The following is a 17,713-nucleotide window of genomic DNA, read 5'->3' as shown; positions in this document are numbered from 1 at the left end:
ATCGCCGGCAAGCTCAGCCGGACGGAGCCTGCGCCGCGATCAACAACCAATGTCCCCTCTGCGGGATCCATCGCTCAAGGCGGCGACCCACGAACACAGGAAGAGGCAGCAAGCCGATCGTCCTCACTTCGACCTTCGCAAACCCGCTTCGAATAAACAGTTCTCTCGCTTGTCGGACGCCCAGCACACGAACGTGACCCGATACACCACTGAACGCCGGATCGTCCGGTTGTAAAACATTCAAGTCGACGGCGATTTCCTCGCCCGCATGTAGCCCCATGGGGTTACCCAGATACCAACCACACGTTTGCTGGAGCGAGAATGGCGTGTACCCCAAGATCATCGCTGCCAAATTCAGCCAGCTGGTCAGATTTTCACTCGTCAGGATGGCCCAGCCGCCCGGCACAAGTACTCGCCGCATCTCCTCCACAAACAGACGAGTATTGTGAAGATGTTCGATCACTTGTGCCGCGTGGATCACCTCGAAAAACGCATCCGGCAGTGGCCACCGGCCATTGAGGTCAAATTCCAAAACCTTGATTCCTACTTCACGCGCTTTAGCCGCAAGCGTGGGATGCCGCTCGACCCCGAACCATTGGCTGGGCTTTTCAGTCAAGTAGCGCAATAGCCTCTGTCCATCACCACAACCCACATCGAGGAGGCGCTGTGGACGGAGCGCTCCAACTTTCTGTCCAGCCCAATCGTAGGACCTGTCCCCGCTCTCGTGGTAATAGCGGAACACCATTTGCTGAAGCGATCGAAGAATCGCGATCATGCGGCGCCGAAATAGATTTCCCGAATAGCTTCCGCGAAGAAGTGATTGCGATTCGCGCCAGTCATGTTATAGAGGTAAAAGTAAATCCACGGTACACGAGATATCACCTGCATGCGAATCGATTCCAACGTGTGGGTATACGGCTCCCGGGCCGCTCTGCTGGCCGCAGCCCTCGGAGGAACTGCATCCACCGTGGCAGCGCCATTGGAGGCGCCGTCCGTGCCGCCGTCGAACTACGGCACCACGGGCGCACCGCTCGCGACGGAATGGCCCTTGGGCCAGATCGTCACCAATGTTCCGTGCGTCGGGGACGAATCGCAGACGTTTCATTTGTACCTGCCCCGCGGACTTCAAGCGGGCCGAAAGTACCCGCTATTGCTGTTCGTCAGCTCGTCGGTCCCCGGCGGGAGCACGCTAGGGCGGTTTCTGGACGCGGTCGAACTCAACGGCTGGATGCTTGTGGTGCCGGCAGCGGGCGCCTCCGAAAATTTTGATCGGGCGCTGGCCGCAGCGCGACTGACGTTGAGCAATGCGTTGGTACGGTTGCCCGTGGATTCCCGTCGGGTGTACGCGGGTGGATTCTCCCACGGCGTCCGCGCCGCCGTGCTCGCGCTGCACGAAACCAAAGGCATCGAACCTGCTGGTCTGCTGCTGATCAACATGGGGGTCGGACCGGAGGAAATTGCACGCCTGCCGAAGACCGCAGCCTTGGCGACAATCGGCTCCGCCGCGACGATCAGCCGGTGGGATCTGGCCTGCACCGCACTGAAGTTCAGCGACGGCCGGCCCTCACGGATGGAGTGGCACACCGAAAAACCCGGCCGGTGGGGACCGACCGAGGCGATCATCGACAGCGTCCTTTGGATGAACGGCATATTTCTTCGTCGCGAGCGTGGAGGCCGTCTCGAGGCGGCGCGCGAGCGAGAGGCCTGGGTCGCGGCGGTCCTTGACCGCGTCGAACCGGCGGTCACCGCCGCGCCGGAGCGGGCAGCCGAATGGCTCGCCTTTCTGCAGGGGTTTCCGGCGAGCGGACCGCTCCAGGCGCGGATCCGCATCCTGCAACAACAGCTGAAAAACCAACCGGCGGCCGAAGCGTGGCGAAAAGTCTGGCCGGACATGGAGCGGCTCATCGCGAAGCATTTCGCGACCAGCCCCAAAGGATTCCGGTCCGGCAACGGCACGGCCGCGGCCAAAAAGGATTTTGGGGCGCTACTGCAGAAGGCCGCAGGTACGCGGCTGGAGCCGCTGATTCAGGCGTTCGCGGCCCGCGGCGCGTCGGGGGGCTGAGCCGAACTGCCCTTCCCTTCTCCAAACGACCAGCGCCCGTCCAGCTCGACCAACCCCAGCGCTCCAGTGCGGTTGCGCACCGCAAAGGGATACCAGTCCTCACGGCGGTGGTACTGGCGGCTGTGGTCCCAGGAATGGAGCGAGAGTGAAAGCAGATAGTGCCCCTCCATCAGCCGCAGGGGATCGAACGTCAACCGGATGTCTCCCTCCCCTTCGATCGCCGGAATCTCCACTCCGGCGATCTGCGTGTTGCTGCCGCATAGGTAAAGGCCGTTCGCGGTCTTGATGGAATAGCCGAAGACCGGTCGCTCAATCCGCCGTGCCGCCCGCCAGCGGATCCGCACGCTCATCCGGCGCCCCGTCTCGAAAACCGCGGTCGACGCGCCGCGCTCGTCCTCCAGCACCACGTCGGCCAGCTCCGCCTCTCGCGTGCCGAACTCCTGCGTAAACACTGGGCCGCCCTCGCCCATGAACTCCCGAATGTAACGGAGGATCGTTGGTGCGGGCTCGCCCTGCGCAACGATCCGGCCACGGTGCAGCAGCCACACCTCGTCGCAAAATTCTTCCACCGTCTGCAGCGCGTGGGAAACGAACAGCAGCGTGCGTCCCTCCCGCTGAAAACGGCGGATGCGGTCGAGGCACTTGAGTTGGAACGCGACGTCCCCGACCGCCAGCACCTCATCCACCAGCAGGATATCCGGCTCCGCCTCCGCCGCGACCGCGAATGCGAGCCGCACGTACATGCCGCTGGAGTAGTGCCGCACCGGCTCGCCGATGAACCGCCCCAAACCGGAGAACTCGACGATGCGATCGGTTCGCCGCCGTAGCTCCTCACGCGGAATGCCCAGCAGTGCGGCGTTCAGGCGTATGTTCTCCAACCCGGTCAGATCCGGATGAAACCCGGCGCCCAGTTCGAGCAGCGAACAGATGCGGCCGCGAACAACGACGCGTCCCGCCGTTGGCGTGATCGTGCCCGCCACCAACCCCAACAACGAGCTCTTGCCGGCGCCGTTGGGTCCGATCACACCCACGGTGCGCCCGCGCGGCACCGCGAACGTCGCATCGCGCAGCGCCCAGAATTCCGGCGCGGCGCGGCCCTGCAGCGCGTCACGCAGGCGGCCAAACAGCGTCGGAGGTCCGATGCCGCGAACGCGATATCGCTTACCCAGGCCTCGGGCCTCGATCGCCGGCGCGGCTGGAGCATCGTCGCTCATTCGCCCTACAGCAGATCTGCGAAGTGTCTCTGCGCCCGCTGAAACACGGCCAGCCCCACGGCCAGCACCACTACCGGCCAGCCGAGCGCGGCCGCGGAGAGCGGTGTCCACGGGTAACTGACGTCGCTCAGCAGACACGCGCGCAACGCGGTCAGCAGCGAAGTCAGCGGATTCAGCCAGATCCACGGCGCAAGGTTCGGTCGGGACTCCAGAAATGCGCGCGCGAAGTCGAGGTCGTACATCACGGGGCTCACGAAGAACCATGCGCTCAACAGCACGCCAACCAGATGCTGGGTGTCGCGCAGGTGCACATGCGCGGCGGACAGCAGCAGCGCCAGTCCCAGGTTGAGCGCGGTGAGCCCCGCGATCACCGCGGGGAGCGCGAGCCAGCCGCGCGGGCTCCAAGCGACCGCGTCCAGCGCCGTTAGCAGGACGATCTGCACCGCCAGACTCACGCCGTAGTGGACCAGCTGGGCGGCGACCGTCGCAGTAGGCAGAAGCAGGCGGGGGAACAGCACCTTTTTCACGAGGTTCGCGTTGGAAGTGACCGAGACCATCCCGCCCTGTAGACACTGCGCGGTATACTGCCAGGCGAACACCCCCACCAACACGCGGCCGATGCCCATCCGTTGCCCCGCGAGGATCCGCAGGAACATCACGTAGACCGCCGCCATAAACAGCGGTACCAGAACCGCCCACAGAAACCCCACCGCCGACCCCTTGTAGCGCCCCTTCAATTCGCGGGCAATCAGCGCCCCCAGCATCTCCCGCCACGCACCCGTGCGCCACGCAGAAGGGGTCGACCGTGCACCCGTTGGTTCGTTGATCAGCATCGCGACGTCCGCCGTGCTCATGGCCGCCGCAGCTCCTCCTGACGCCGCAACGCCGGCGCCTCCAGCGTGAGGGCGACGCGGGCCCGCGACGAACCTGCATCAAGGGCCTGCAGCCGCAGCGCGGCAACTCGCCAGGGCGGCCGCGCGGTGGCGCACGCGTGCAAAAACACCGCCAGCACATCCACCGGCACCTCCGGCATGGCCAGCTCCACCCGCCGGATCGCGCGGGCCTCGTCCAGAATCAGCTCACGCTCGCCGGACACCGCCGGCGGAGAGACGCCCGAACCGACTCCCGCAAAGAGTTCGACCGGCGATCGCACGGGTCCAGCCGAGCCCAACGCCGCATCCACCTCGCTCAAGTGCGGCGCATATCTCGCAATTGCCTCCGCCATCTGCTCCAGCTGCGCAAGCTCTTCCCGCCGCGCCGCGCACCGCCCGCGGTACGCCGGCAACGCCACCAGCTCCGTCCAGAGCACCCCTCCGAGCGCGGCCAGCGCCAGCGCCCCAGCTGCGGCGGGGAGCGCCACCTCGCGAACCCATCCTCTCACCGCCGTCCGCCCTCCATCACAAAGGGAACCCGTCCGTCGGACAGCGATGGCCCAAACTCCATCTTCGGCACCAGCCCCAGCATTCGGAAAAAATCCGCCATCCGCCGCGCCGCTTCGCGGTCCGGAACAGTCCCCTCAACCCGTACCGTTTGGTCGGACAGATCAACCGTCTCAAGATGAATCTCGGCCTCGGACGCCACCCTCAGCAGCCCCGCCAGCACCGCGGTCTGAGGTGGCTGAAACAAGCGGTCGAGGGGTCTCAGCGCCTCGAGCCGCCGCTCAACCGCCTCCCGTGCCATCCGCACTTCAAGGCCCGGCTGGACCCGAGAAAGGCCGCCCACCTCGCGCGCCCGCCTGGCCACCACAGTGGCAAGGTCGCGCTCCCGCGAACTGATCGCCGAGAGTCTCCAAGCCTCCACTCCTAAAGCCGCCACAGAACTGATCGCCAAGCCCCCACAGGCCAACAGCGCCGCAACATTTTTTGCCCTTCGCACCTCAGCCGGCAGCTCATCCTCCCCCAGCAGGTTCGCGCAACGGCTCATTCCCTCCAGCGCCCGAAGTGCCAGTGTCCGTGCGAGTGCCAGTTCCGGATCGGCCAACACACGTCCGTACTCCTCGGCCGTCCCCCGCCGCCGTGCTGCCATCGTTTGCGCCCATCGCTGCACTGTCCCCGCCGGCCGGCCACACCACACCCAAAACTCACGCTCACGCGGCTGGTTCGCCACCGCCGAGCGCAGCATGACATCCACCCGTTCCCACCCCGCCGAACCCTCTTCTCCCGGCGGTTCCCGGACCGTGACCACCCCCTCCAGCCCCTTCACGCTCCCGAACGCACACACCCATCGCGACGCCGTCGCGTGTACCGCCACACGCAGCTCGCCCATCGCCGGTTCGCCCGCCTCCCGAAGCGCCGCCTCCCACACCGCCAAGCCCTCGACATCCAACACTGTCGGCCGCACCCCCAACGCCACCAGCGCCTCGCACCGGCGGGCCAACGCCTCGCGCGGAATCACCGCCGCCAGCGCCGAGGTGCCACCGTCCTTCCGCCGCAACTCCGGAACCGCAACCGCACAATCCTCGATCCGAAAGGGTAGCTGAACATCGAGCAACGACCCCACTACCGCTCGCGCCCGCGCGGGCGACGCCCCCGGCACTTCAACCCGGCGCACAATCGTCTCAGCCGCCGGCGCCGCCGCCGCCACCTCACACCGCGCTGCCGGCACACCAGATAAGGCCTCTCGAAGGCGTCGCGCACAATCCGCCGCCTCCTCCCCCCGCGCGGATGCTGCGATCGTCTGGGTGACCACACGCCCCCACCGGCGGCAGGCGCGAACCACCGCCCAACCGCTGGCGTCCGTATCAACTCCGAAGCTGACTCCTGAAAACATCGAAGCGTCCAACGGCCGCATATATCCCGGCCTTGCCCCCCTGTCGAGCCGGCCGCCAAACCGCGCGGCCGTGCCCAGCAAGCCGTCCACCGCGGCGGCGATCTTGCCCTTTGATCGGCGTTCGGGTATAGGCCACCGCATGAGAATCGCCGGTCTGCCGCCGGAGAACGCTGCGGGCCGTCTACTCGTGCCCTGGCTTTTTCTGGCAGCGGCGGCCGCCACCGCAGCGACATCCACCGACCCGTCGGATGTTCCGGACCGCGTAGTCTGGCCGGAATTTCTCGCCCGCCACGACCTCGTTTGGGAACGCCTACCCGCCCGTTGGCACGAAGGGGCGTTTACCGGCAACGGCCGTCTCGGCGCCATGGCGTATATCCGGACCAATGGCTGGCTGGCCTTCGACATCGGCCACTCCGAAGTCGTCGACCGGGGCAACCGGATCGCCATCGGTTTCTTCGCGATGCGCCCCGTCGGACGCACTCTCGCTGGCACCATGCGCCTTCACCTCTGGGACGCCGAAATGACTGCAACCCAGACGACCGACCGTGGCCGGATCTCATGGACGGCCTTCACTTGTGCCGACCGCCCCGTGCACGCCGTCGCTTGGACTGTGGAGGGCGCTGAGGCGGTGGAGCCCATCCTCGTGCACGAGCCGGCGGTGGACGCACGAAAGGTGTTCCGCGGCGAGCCGCTGGGCCCCAAGGACCTGAATCCCCCCCCGCAGCGCGACGAACAGAACACGATCCGAACCCTGCTGCAACCGTTTCGCGAGGCTGGCGGCTATGCGCTGGCATGGACCGTGCAACCGGCAGGCGCCAATGGCGGTCGGCTCCTTTGGTCTGTGGTTCCCCGCCCGGACCCGGCGGCCGCGGCGTCCAACGTCGCCGAAGCGGCGCTTGCCGGCTGGCCCACCCTGGTGCGTGACCATCGCGCGTGGTGGCACAGTTGGTGGCCGCGCCATTTTCTTTCGATCCCGGACACCCGGCTCGAGGGCTTCTATTGGATCCAGATGTACAAGCTCGCCTCCGCCGCCCGTTCCGACGGTCCGGCAATCGACCTGATGGGACCATGGTTCCGTTCGACGCCCTGGCCCCGTTTCTGGTGGAACCTGAATCTCCAGCTCACCTACTGGCCGGTCTACGCGGCCAACCGCCTGGATGTGGGTGAGTCACTGGTCCGCATGATCGATCGGGGCTGGTCGAACCTCATCGCGAACGTTCCGGAGCCGTTCCGCGCAGACTCCGCAGCGGTGGGCCGTACCTCCGATCACGACTGCCGCGGGCCCGCCGGCGCGGAGTTCGGCAACCTCACGTGGGCACTTCACAACGTCTGGCTGCACTACCGATACGCCGGCGACGAAACACTTCTGCGCGAGCGCCTCTATCCTTGGCTGCGCCGCGCCGCCGCATGGATGCTGCACCAGCTCCGACCCGGCGAGAACGGGCGCCTGCATTTCCCGGAAGACATCTCGCCGGAATACCCGGACCGTGCTCGGGATACGCACTACAACCTTGCGCTGCTGCGGTGGGCACTCTCCACGCTGCTGGCCGCGCATGAACATCTCCGTCTCGACGACCCCGAGGCACCCCGATGGCGCGACACGCTCGCGCGCCTCGCCCCCCTGCCCGTGGACGAGCGCACCGGTTTCATGGTCGGCGCCGGTGTTCCGTTCGCACAGTCGCACCGACACTTCTCGCATCTCCTCGCGTTCTACCCTCTCCACCTTTACGACCCCGAGGATCCCCGCCAGCGACCGTTGCTGGAACGTTCGCTCGACCACTGGATCGGCCTCGAGGGAGCGCACCAGGGATATTCCTTCACCGGCGCGGCGGCGATGTCGGCCTGGCTCGGCCGCGCGGAGGCGGCGGCGGCCTTTCTGCGGCGTTTCCTCGACGGTTTCGTCCAGCCGAACACAATGTACCTCGAGGCCGGCCCGGTGATCGAAACACCCCTCTCCGCCGCCGCATCGCTGCATGAGATGCTGTTGCAGTCGTGGTGCATGGAACCGTTTGGCGTGCAACTGCGCGTCTTCCCCGCAGTTCCGGCCGACTGGACCGATGTGGTGATCCGCGACATGCGCGCAGAGGGTGCGTTTCTGGTGTCTGCGTTGCGGCGCCGCGGAGCCACGCGATGGATTCGGATCCAAAGCCTGGCCGGGGCGCCCTGCCGCGTCCGCACCGGTTGGACCGGCCCGGTGATCGCGCGGGGTTCCCGGCCGTTCTCGATCTCCACCGCGCCGGATGAACAGGGCCGGCCGGTGACCACGGTGGACCTCCGGGCAGGCGAGCGCGTGTTGCTGCTTCCCGCCGCGCAGCCACCGGAAGAAGCCGAACTGGCGGTCGAGCCAGTCGCGGCCGATCCGGACCGCCTCAACTGGTACGGGTCTCAGAAGGCCCCGTGGGTCCGCGCAACACCGGAGGGCGTTTTGCGACTCGATGCGACCAGCGCAGCACTGCTGGGCACGCGGCTGCTGCGCGAACGCAAGTCCCCCGCCGGTAACATCGGCCGCTGGACCGACCGGGAGGATCGCATTCTGTGGCGCGTGCGAGTGCCGCGCGCCGGCACATGGAATGTACGGTTGCGCGCCGCCGGGCCCGGCGCAGAAGTGCGCGCCGTTTTCCTCCGCGCCACCGGCACGGATGACGCCACCCCGATCGCGGTTTCGCTGACCGCACCCGCCACTGGCGACTACGGCCGCTTCGTGGATGGCCCTCCCGTGCGCCTCATCCTTCCCGAGGCCGGCCCCTGGACGGTGCAGCTCGAAGCCGCGGGCGATCGCGCGCCCGCAATCAATATCGAACATGTGGAACTCATACCCGTGGACTGACCGGCTCCGTTTCGGGGCCGCCGCAACACTGGCGATCGCAACCCTGTGCGCCAGCGGCGCGCTGCCGCCTCCGGATCCCCGCGCGGTCCACGACGCGATCGCAGACCTGATCGCGTCGTTTGGCCCACGGTATCCTCGTGGTCCCGAATGGCAGCGCCGCGCCGCAGAGCTGCTCGCCCGTCACGCCGCGGCCACCAACCCGGCCGCGCTACAGGCGGAGGTCGCCGCGCTGCAGCGCGAGGCACTCCTCGCCAACCCTCTGCTGCAAGGTCTAAAGATTCTGGCGCTGCGCCGCGCAGTGCCGACGGACCGCCAGCTCGATGGCGCAGCACTCGGCCTTCCGCAAAACTGGCAGGGCAACTGCGCGCTACGGCGCCCGGGCCCCCCAACGGAAATCGTCTCGCTCGAGCTTGACCACCCAGACGCCCCGCCGCAGCGCATCTGGGCGCCCGAGGCGCCGGCGATGATTGCCGACCTCGAGCTGCATTTCGACGCCCGCCGCCTGTTGTTCTCTGCGCCGCTGGGACCTTCCGCGTCATGGCAGATCTTCGAGCTCGATCTCGACCGGTGCCAGGTCCGCCAGGTGACCTCCGGTTTTCCTCCCTCCTGCGACCAATACGACCCCTGTTACCTGGCCGACGACGACGTGATCTTCGCCTCCACCGCCTGCATCGCCGGCGTGCCCTGCGTCGGCGGCGGAACCCGCGTCGCCAACCTGTTTCGATGCCGCCTCGACGGCTCAGGAGTCCGACAGCTGTGTTTCGATCAGGAACACAACTGGTGCCCGACGCTGCTCGAAGATGGCCGCGTGCTCTACACCCGATGGGAGTACACCGACACGCCGCACTACTTCACCCGCCTGTTGTTTACGATGAACCCGGACGGGACCCACCAGCGTGCGCTGTACGGCAGCAACTCCTACTGGCCCACCTCCGTTTTCTACGCGCGCCCGATTCCCGGCCAGCCGGGCCGGCTGATCGCAATCGTGTCCGGCCATCACGGTGTCGCCCGCATGGGAGAACTGGTTCTGTTCGACGTGTCCCGGGGCGACCGCGACGCGGAAGGGGCCGTGCAACGCATTCCCGGTCGCGCCCAGCTTGTGCCGCCGGTGATCGCCGACCGCTTGGTGGACCGCTCCTGGCCGAAGTTCCTGCACCCGGTTCCGCTCGCGGACCCGGCCACCGGCGCTGGCGCCGGCCGCTATTTTCTCGTCTCCATGAAACCCTCCCCCGACCGCCCGTGGGGCCTTTGGCTAGCGGACGTCTTCGACAACCTCGTGCTGCTCCGCGAGGACCCCGACATCGCCTGGCTCGAACCGACACCTTGGCGGCCATCACCCCGCCCGCCGATCATCCCCCCCAACGTGGACCTCAACCGTAACGATGCGACCGTACTGATCCACGACGTGTATCTCGGCGAACCCATGCGCGGTGTCCCACGCGGTACGGTGCGGGCGCTGCGTCTGTTCGCCTACCACTACGCGCTGCCGGGCACCGGCGGCCACATCGACATCGGTATCGACGGTCCGTGGGACGCGCGCCGCATTCTTGGCACCGTCCCCGTCGAGGAGGACGGTTCCGCCTTCTTCCGTGTGCCCGCAAACATCCCCATCGCGCTGCAGCCGCTGGACCGAAACGGCGCGGCTGTGCAGGTCATGCGTTCGTGGTTCACTGCGATGCCCGGCGAGAACGTCTCCTGCGTCGGCTGCCACGAGCGGAATGCCGAAGTGGCTTCTCCGGCGCCTCGCGCCGCGTTCCGGCGCGAGCCCTCGCGCATCGAACCTTGGTACGGTCCACCGCGCCCGTTCTCGTTCCGTCGCGAAGTGCAACCGGTGCTCGATCGCCGTTGCGTCGGTTGCCACGATGGTTCCGCCGACCGGCCCGACTTTCGCAGTGCTGGATCTTCCCCTTTCCGCAATTTCACGCCGGCCTATGTCGCGCTGCACCCGTTCGTGAATCGCCCCGGTCCCGAAAGCGACTACCGTCCGCGACCCCCGATGGAATACCACGCCGACACGAGCGAGCTGGTGTGGTTGTTGCGGAAAGGCCACCACGGCGTCCGTCTTGCACCGGAGGAGTGGGATCGGCTCATCACCTGGCTTGACCTCAACGTGCCGGATCATGGCACCTGGACCGAGCAAACCGGTCGCCGCCGTTCCAGCTGGGCCGACCTCCGCGCACAGCTGCGTGCAACATATGCCGGCATTCAAGAGGACTGGGAACAATATCCCCCGCAGCCGCCGCTTGCCGTAACCTTTCAACCACCGCCGCCCAACAGCGCTCCGCCCCGCAGCCGGGCCGGGACGGCCCCCCCAACAACCGATGAAACGCCCCTTCCCCCACCACCGGTCCGGCGCTTCGAACTAGCCCCCGGCGTCGTTCTCGAAATGGTTCGGCTGCCCTCCGGCACCTTCTGGATGGGCGCCGACGATGGCGCCGACGACGAACGGCCCGCTCACCCCGTCACGATCCCGTCACCGTTCTGGATCTCCCGCCATGAAATCCCCAATGCGATCGTCCGGCTCTGCGATCCCGCCCATGATTCTGGGGCGATCAGCCAGTACAACAAAGACCACGTCGGTCCCGGCCTGCCCGCCCACCAGCCGACTCAGCCAGCCATCCGCATCTCCTGGCACTCCGCGCGCGCCGTCTGCCGATGGCTGTCCGAACGCATCGGCGGCGTCGTTGACCTCCCCACCGAAGCCCAGTGGGAATACGCCGCCCGCGCGGGCCGCCGCACGCCCATGTGGTACGGCGAACCCACCGTCGATTTTTCCGCGTTCGCGAACCTTGCCGACCGATCCCTTCTGAAACTGTTGATCCGTGACTCACCGCCGTGGTTGCCACATGCCGGCGACTGCGACGATCGGGCCACCGGCCCGGCCCCGATCGGCAGATACCGACCGAACCCTTGGGGGCTCCATGATGTGCATGGGAACGTGGCCGAATGGACGCGATCGCTGCACCGTCCCTATCCGTACGCGGACGACGGACGCAACGACCCCGCGGCCGAAGGCCCGCGCGTCGTCCGCGGCGGCTCGTGGCGCGACCGTCCCCGCTGGGCCGCCGCGCACGTCCGGATCCCGTTGCCTCCCTGGGGACGGTACGCGACGGTCGGATTTCGCGTCGTCGCCGAATCGCTGCCGGATCCGCGCTGAGACCGGCTACCCTGCCGGCCGGCCACCACTGCGCTCGTGCCGAGCCAAAGCACTCAGACTTGGGCACTTTTGCCGTGCACGACCGCCGCGTCGGCCGGCACGGGCTGGCGCATGAATCTCATTTTTACATTTCAGCTGCTTTGCACATGGGACCGTCGCTGTGCTAAGCTCAAACCAATGGGCTGCATGGGAGACGGCATCATTGCGATCTGATCCAGCTGCCATGGTCGCCACACCGCCGGCCGAATCTGCCGCGCTACAGGAAAGCCCCCCGGCACGTGCCAGCGGCTCCGCGACCCGAACGGCCCGCCGATGCCGGTGCGGGCTCTGCCGGCTCTCGATACACGTCGTCGAGGCGCCCGCGCCGGTGGTCTGCCCGTTCTGCCAGTCGCGACTCCACGTCGAGACCGGCCCGGCGCGGCCATGGTCACCAGAACCCGAGGGCGTGGTCGGCGCGAAAAGCGTTCACGAGGGCTATCGTCAGCTCGGCCGGGGCCCGACGGTGCTGCTCGGCATCATCGGGATCGTGCTGCTGTCGCTGGCAATCTACATCAAGCTGAAAAATCTCGAGTACTTCTGGTACCAGCCGTGGGTAAACCTGTACAGCCTCACCGTCGGCGCGTTCATCCTGTCGCGCTTTGTGATCGCCGCGTTCTACGTCGCGCCCCCGGATGTCGGTTTCGAGCCGACCGCGGCGGTGGTGATTGCGGGCCGAAACGAGGGCGACTCGATCGGGAAAACCATCGGTCGCATCTATGCGGAGGGCTACCCGCACGACCGCCTCGAGGTGATTGTCGTCAACGACGGTTCCACGGACAACACGCTGGACGAAATGCTCGCCGCGCAGGGGCGTCACCCGTCTCTGGTGGTGGTGGACTTCGAAGAGAACAAGGGCAAACGACACGGCATGGCGATTGGCGCGCTCCTCGCGCGGGGCGAGTTCCTCATCTACGTAGACTCCGACAGTTTTCTGCTGCCCGGCTCAATCCGGAAGGTCCTCCAGGGCCTCGCCGATCCGACCGTCGCCGCGGTGGCGGGACACACCGACGTCGAAAACGTGAACGTGAATGCGCTCACGAAAATGCAGGACGTGCGCTACTTTGTCTCCTACCGCGTGATGAAGGCGGCCGAGAGCGTGTTCGGCGCGGTGAGTTGCTGCCCGGGCTGTTTCTCCGCCTACCGCAAGAGTTGCGTGCTGAACGTGCTTGACCGCTGGCTGCATCAAAAGTTCCTCGGCCGCTACTGCACCTATGGCGACGATCGCAGCCTCACGAACTTCCTGCTGCGCGACTACCGCATCCTCTATGACGACGAGGCGCTGGCGACCACGATCGTGCCCGAAACGTGGGGCAAGTACATCCGGCAGCAGGCGCGATGGAAGCGCTCGTGGGTGCGCGAAATGCTGTTCGCCGGCCGATGGATGTGGCGCAAGCATCCCGTCGCCGCAGTGTCCTGGTATGCGATGACGATCCTGCCGCTGATTGCGCCGCTAGTGATGCTGCACGCGCTGGTGATCGGACCGATCGTGTACGGCCGGCCCGCCGGCTTTTACGTGATCGGCGTACTGCTGGTGACGTTGCTGTGGTCGTTCTACTACCTCGAAAAAACCAGCCGGCCGCACTGGTGGGCCGGATTTCTTTTCACCATCACGTACGTGTTGTTCTTCAGCTGGCAGGGCTACTATTCCCTGCTGACGGTCCGGCAGACGCACTGGGGGACACGATGAGCACCACGGAGCCGCCCGCGGCGGCCATCAACCCGGAGCCGCCATCGAACGACACGCTCTACAACCGCCGTCCCACACCACCCGTCAAAGTGGCCTATACGACCTCCTGGCTGCACTTTCTGGCGGCGCTCTGCCTGCTGGTCGCATGGTGGGTGCCGGTGAAGATCGTAATGGAACGCGTGCTGTGGCCCCGCGCGCGCCACACCGGCCCGCGCGATGCCGTCTCGTTTGTCGCGATCGCGTATGAGGGCGTCTCGACGAAGGAAGGCGACGTTTCGCCCGACCGCTTCCGCGAACACATCGAAGCGCTGAAGGCCGCCGGATATCAGCCGATCCGTCTGGCGGATGTCGACGCGCTCTTTCGGGATGGTCGGCCGTTGCCGCGCCGTGCGGTGCTGGTCACCTTCGATCACTCGCGGAAGACCTCCTACTTCGCGACGCATTCCGTCCTGCGCCGGACCGGATGGAACGCGGTGATGTTTCTCTGGACCAAACCGATCGTGGACGGGGATCCCGCAGCCCTGCTGTGGCCGTACCTGCGCAGCATGCTTCGGTCCGGCCTGTGGGAGATCGGCGCGGAAAGTCACGAGGGCGTCCAGCGCATCGTCTCCAGCCCAAAAGGTTTGACCGGCAACTTCATGACCGCACCGCTCTGGAAGGCAGACGAACAACGCTTCGAAACACTGGAGGAGTTTCAGGCGCGGCTTGACCGCGACCATCGGACTTGCCGGGAATTGATCGAGCGGAACCTCGGCGTCACCCCCTTGGCCTACGCCTATCCGTTCGGTGACTTCGGCCAGTACCAGCATCGGGCGGTCGCCACGAGGCCGATCAACCTCGGCCTGGTCGGCCGGCACTACCGGCTCGGCTTCATCGTTGGCAACCTCGCGTTGAACACCCGCTTCAGCGACCCCCGTCGGCTGAATCGGCTGCTCGTGCGCCCGGAATGGTCTGGCGCGGACCTGGTGCGCCGTCTCGATCTCGCCTGGCCGAACGAGTCGCCCATACTCGAAAAGGACGGCCGACCGATCGCGTCGGCCTGGGTGGTGGACTGGGGCGAAATGTCCCAGGAACCCGACGGTTCACTGGTGCTGTTCGCATCCACCAACGCGACCGGCGCGAAAATGTGGCTGGCCGGCAGCGACCTGAACAGCAACTTCTATGCGCGGGTGCGCTTCCGCCTGGAGCGCGGACAGCTCGGATTGTACCTGCGCGCGTCGCCGGACAGTGAATCGTACGTCTACGTAGGACTCGATCCGGCCGGCGAGGTGTGGTTGCGCCAGCTCTCACAAGGGCGAGAACGGGTCCCGATCGGCGAGGACGCCGAGGACACGGGCGTGTGGCTGCGCCAAAAGTTCGTCGGCAGCGAACGGTTTACGCTCGCCTCCTCCAGAGTGCCTCTGAGCCCGACCAAAGACCATACGCTGGAACTCTACCTGCGCGACCGCCTCCTCTTTGCGCGGCTCGATGGCAAGGAAGTCTTTCAGAGCCGGGGAATGCTGCGCGGCGACGTGCGCCCCGGCATGGTCGGCATCAGCGTCTGGGCAGCGCAACGGGGAGTGGCGCGAGCCCGCCTCCGCGGCGTTGAGGTGCGTGAACAGTCCCCCATGGCCGTCTCGCTGGCCGGTGGGCCTGCCGAACCTTACGCCTTTCGGTGGGTGCATCAAGAGGCCTACCGTCTCACCGAGCTGTGCCCGATCTGGGACGACCGCACCGGCGGCGGCAGCCTTGCCTCCCCGGCCGAGATCGACGTCTATCGGCTCGCTGCCCGTGTGAACCACCTGCGCTACCTGCCACAAGTGCTGCTGCCCGATGAAAAGGCGCTGCAGCGCGCCGCGCCGACACTGCTGGCAGAACGCGCAATCGCCCAGCGGTTCGACGGGCTGTTCGTCAATCTGTCCGCCGCGCAAGACGCGGGATTGCCCGCCATTGCCAGCTGGCTGCGCCAGTGCGGCTCGATGCTCGCCACCAACGGTCTTCGGCTGCTGGTCCGGCTGCCTCCCACGCTGGAGACCCGCTCACACGTGGCCTCGCTGCTCGCGATGGTCCCGCAAGCTCAGATCGCCGTCGCGGCGGGTTCCCCTCTGACCACCGGTCAGACCGCAACGGGGGTTTCGGTGGTGAAGGTGGAGGAAGTGCCGGCACCCGCCAGCGAAGAGGAAATGCCCCTCTTTTTCATGATCCCGGGCGCGGCCGAACGCGGCGGCATCGAGACGGAGGAGAGCCGCGCCGCCCGACTGCAGCAAGAGGGACTGGCGGCCTATCTCGACGGCCAGTATGACCGCGCTGTGCAGCTGTGGCAGGAATGGAGGAGCATTGAGCCCGAAAACCCGAAGGTCTACATGCTGATCGGAGATGCGCTCTCGCGCAAAGGCGACCTGCGGGGTGCAGTGGAGCACTACGATCGTAGTCTGGACCTCGACCCCGGCCAGATCACCCTCGCGATCCGCCGGGCCGGTGTGCTGGTCGCAATGGGGGAATCCGAGCGCGCAATGCAGTCCTTGAACCTGTACGCGCGACTCTTCCCGGGCAACCCGGATATTCTGCTCGCACAGGCACGGTGGCTGGTCGACAACCGCCGCACCGATGAAGCGCTGGATGCGGCCAGAAAATTGTTGAAAGTCCAGCCCGAACACGTCGAGGCGCTCGCCATGGTCGTGCGCCACACTCGGGATGCCGCCGAGTACCGGAACGCGATCGAGCGGTTGGCCAACGCCGGTCTCAAGCCCTTCAACCATCTTCCGTTTGCGCAGTCGTGCTGGAAGTACGAGCTTCCCGCGCTCCCCGCCGCCGCCCCGCTGATGGCCACGTTGCGCGCCATTGCAGCAGACAACCGAGATCCCCGAATCGCCGAGCTCTGCGCACGGCTTCTGCCGGTCGGTACTCCCGCAGTGGAGACGATGGCGGAGGGACGCCTCTCGAACCGCTGGTGGATCGAGGGCGGCGACGTGACTGCGCGTGCGGGCGGCGGCATCCGCCTCGCCGCAGGTGAAGCCTATGCGGAAGCCTCCGCCCGTTTGCTGGGTTCACTGCAGACCCGCGACGCGCTCGTGGAAGCTTCCGTCGGCGGGATTCACGGCGGTGTGTGGCTGTACGCTCGTCGCACCGAACGCCACCTCGTACGGTTCGGCTTCACCGAGGGCCGGTTGCACCTCCAGGTTTGGCGCGATGGGCGTCTGCTGCAGGAAATGAAGCGCGAGTGGATCCCGCCCGCCGGTTTCACTCCGCTGCGTCTGGAAGTCAACGGCCGGGGCGCGATGGGCTTCGTCGACGGCGAGCCCGCGTTCGCGACACGGCTCGTGATTCCCTCCGACATCCGTGCCGGATGGATCGGCCTCGCGGTCCACTCGCCCACCCGCGGTCAGGCCGCCGCAGAGTTCACCTCGCTCCGTGCCGGGCCCCTCCAGCCGCGCTTGGCCGCGCTCGCTCCCACCAGCTCCGGCGACGAAACCGATCAGCAACTGGCCGCAATCCGTAACGACACGCCGTTCCTCACCGCGCTGTGTCCGGCCTGGTTCACGGTGGAAACTGACGGTCGTTGGACCGGGCCCGCCACACCCGATCCGGCCGTCTACCACATCTTCGCGCGGTACCACCGCATCTGGCTGTTGCCGATGGTGGAATGCCGGAGCGCCGCCGGCGCGGTCCCGTCGGAAATCGAAGGCCGCGTCCGTCAGGTCAATGCGGATGGGCTCGTGCTCGCCTTCCGAACCTGGCCGGGCGACGACTGGATCTCCGCGCTTGCGGAGCGTCTGGCGGCCAGCGGATTGACGATCATCGTGCTGGGAATGGACACCGCCGCGCAGTCCGCCCGCTGCGCCGTGATAAGCGGCGGTTCGGTCGACCGCGGGGAGGGGGATGGCCTCCGGCTGCGAATCGCCCGTCGGGCATCGCTCACCCCTGCCGACCTCGCCGGCTTCGAGGGATTGCTGATCGGCTATTGATCGCGAGGTTCCGC

General features: G+C 66.8%; 10 protein-coding genes. 5 read left to right on the top strand and 5 right to left on the bottom strand.

The window, feature by feature from the left end:
- Positions 1-13: 13 nt before the first annotated feature.
- Positions 14-775, bottom strand: a complete 762-nt coding sequence (locus N2652_00335; GenBank protein ID MCX7817659.1) for a class I SAM-dependent methyltransferase — start codon at positions 773-775, stop codon at positions 14-16.
- A 111-nt stretch (positions 776-886) separates the two neighbouring features.
- Here N2652_00335 and N2652_00330 point away from each other — a divergent pair, with 111 nt between their 5' ends.
- Complete coding sequence (locus tag N2652_00330) at positions 887-2,062, top strand: hypothetical protein (GenBank protein MCX7817658.1); 1,176 nt, start codon at positions 887-889, stop codon at positions 2,060-2,062.
- Here N2652_00330 and N2652_00325 read toward each other — a convergent pair.
- The 4 genes from N2652_00325 to N2652_00310 are packed head-to-tail and all read right to left on the bottom strand — an operon-like array spanning position 2,026 to position 6,186.
- Entirely contained in the window at positions 2,026-3,276 is a 1,251-nt protein-coding gene (locus N2652_00325; GenBank protein MCX7817657.1) for an ABC transporter ATP-binding protein, read from the bottom strand. The two genes, N2652_00330 and N2652_00325, sit on opposite strands and share 37 nt — an antisense overlap.
- Before the next feature lie 5 nt (positions 3,277-3,281).
- A complete protein-coding gene (locus N2652_00320; protein MCX7817656.1) occupies positions 3,282-4,130 on the bottom strand; it encodes an ABC transporter permease in 849 nt (282 codons plus the stop codon).
- A complete protein-coding gene (locus tag N2652_00315; GenBank protein ID MCX7817655.1) occupies positions 4,127-4,657 on the bottom strand; it encodes a hypothetical protein in 531 nt (176 codons plus the stop codon). Before N2652_00315 ends, N2652_00320 begins: the two co-directional genes overlap by 4 nt.
- Positions 4,654-6,186, bottom strand: a complete 1,533-nt coding sequence (locus N2652_00310) for a hypothetical protein (protein ID MCX7817654.1) — start codon at positions 6,184-6,186, stop codon at positions 4,654-4,656. Before N2652_00310 ends, N2652_00315 begins: the two co-directional genes overlap by 4 nt.
- On the opposite strand from N2652_00310, the gene N2652_00305 reads away from it, so the two are divergent.
- From N2652_00305 to N2652_00290, 4 genes are all read left to right on the top strand, one after another.
- Positions 6,185-8,872, top strand: a complete 2,688-nt coding sequence (locus tag N2652_00305; GenBank protein MCX7817653.1) for a Tat pathway signal sequence domain protein — start codon at positions 6,185-6,187, stop codon at positions 8,870-8,872. The genes N2652_00310 and N2652_00305 overlap by 2 nt on opposite strands.
- Positions 8,847-12,029: an SUMF1/EgtB/PvdO family nonheme iron enzyme gene (locus N2652_00300; protein ID MCX7817652.1), complete on the top strand. Its 3,183-nt coding sequence runs from the start codon at positions 8,847-8,849 to the stop codon at positions 12,027-12,029. Before N2652_00305 ends, N2652_00300 begins: the two co-directional genes overlap by 26 nt.
- A 223-nt stretch (positions 12,030-12,252) precedes the next feature.
- Entirely contained in the window at positions 12,253-13,755 is a 1,503-nt protein-coding gene (locus N2652_00295) for a glycosyltransferase family 2 protein (protein MCX7817651.1), read from the top strand.
- Positions 13,752-17,699, top strand: a complete 3,948-nt coding sequence (locus N2652_00290) for a polysaccharide deacetylase family protein (GenBank protein MCX7817650.1) — start codon at positions 13,752-13,754, stop codon at positions 17,697-17,699. Before N2652_00295 ends, N2652_00290 begins: the two co-directional genes overlap by 4 nt.
- The last annotated feature ends 14 nt before the right edge of the window (positions 17,700-17,713 follow it).

The organism is Kiritimatiellia bacterium (genome assembly GCA_026417735.1).
Lineage (GTDB): Bacteria > Verrucomicrobiota > Kiritimatiellia > PWTM01 > PWTM01 > CAACVY01.
The sequence above is the reverse complement of the archived record's forward strand: the minus strand, read 5'-3'. Positions and strand labels throughout refer to the sequence as shown.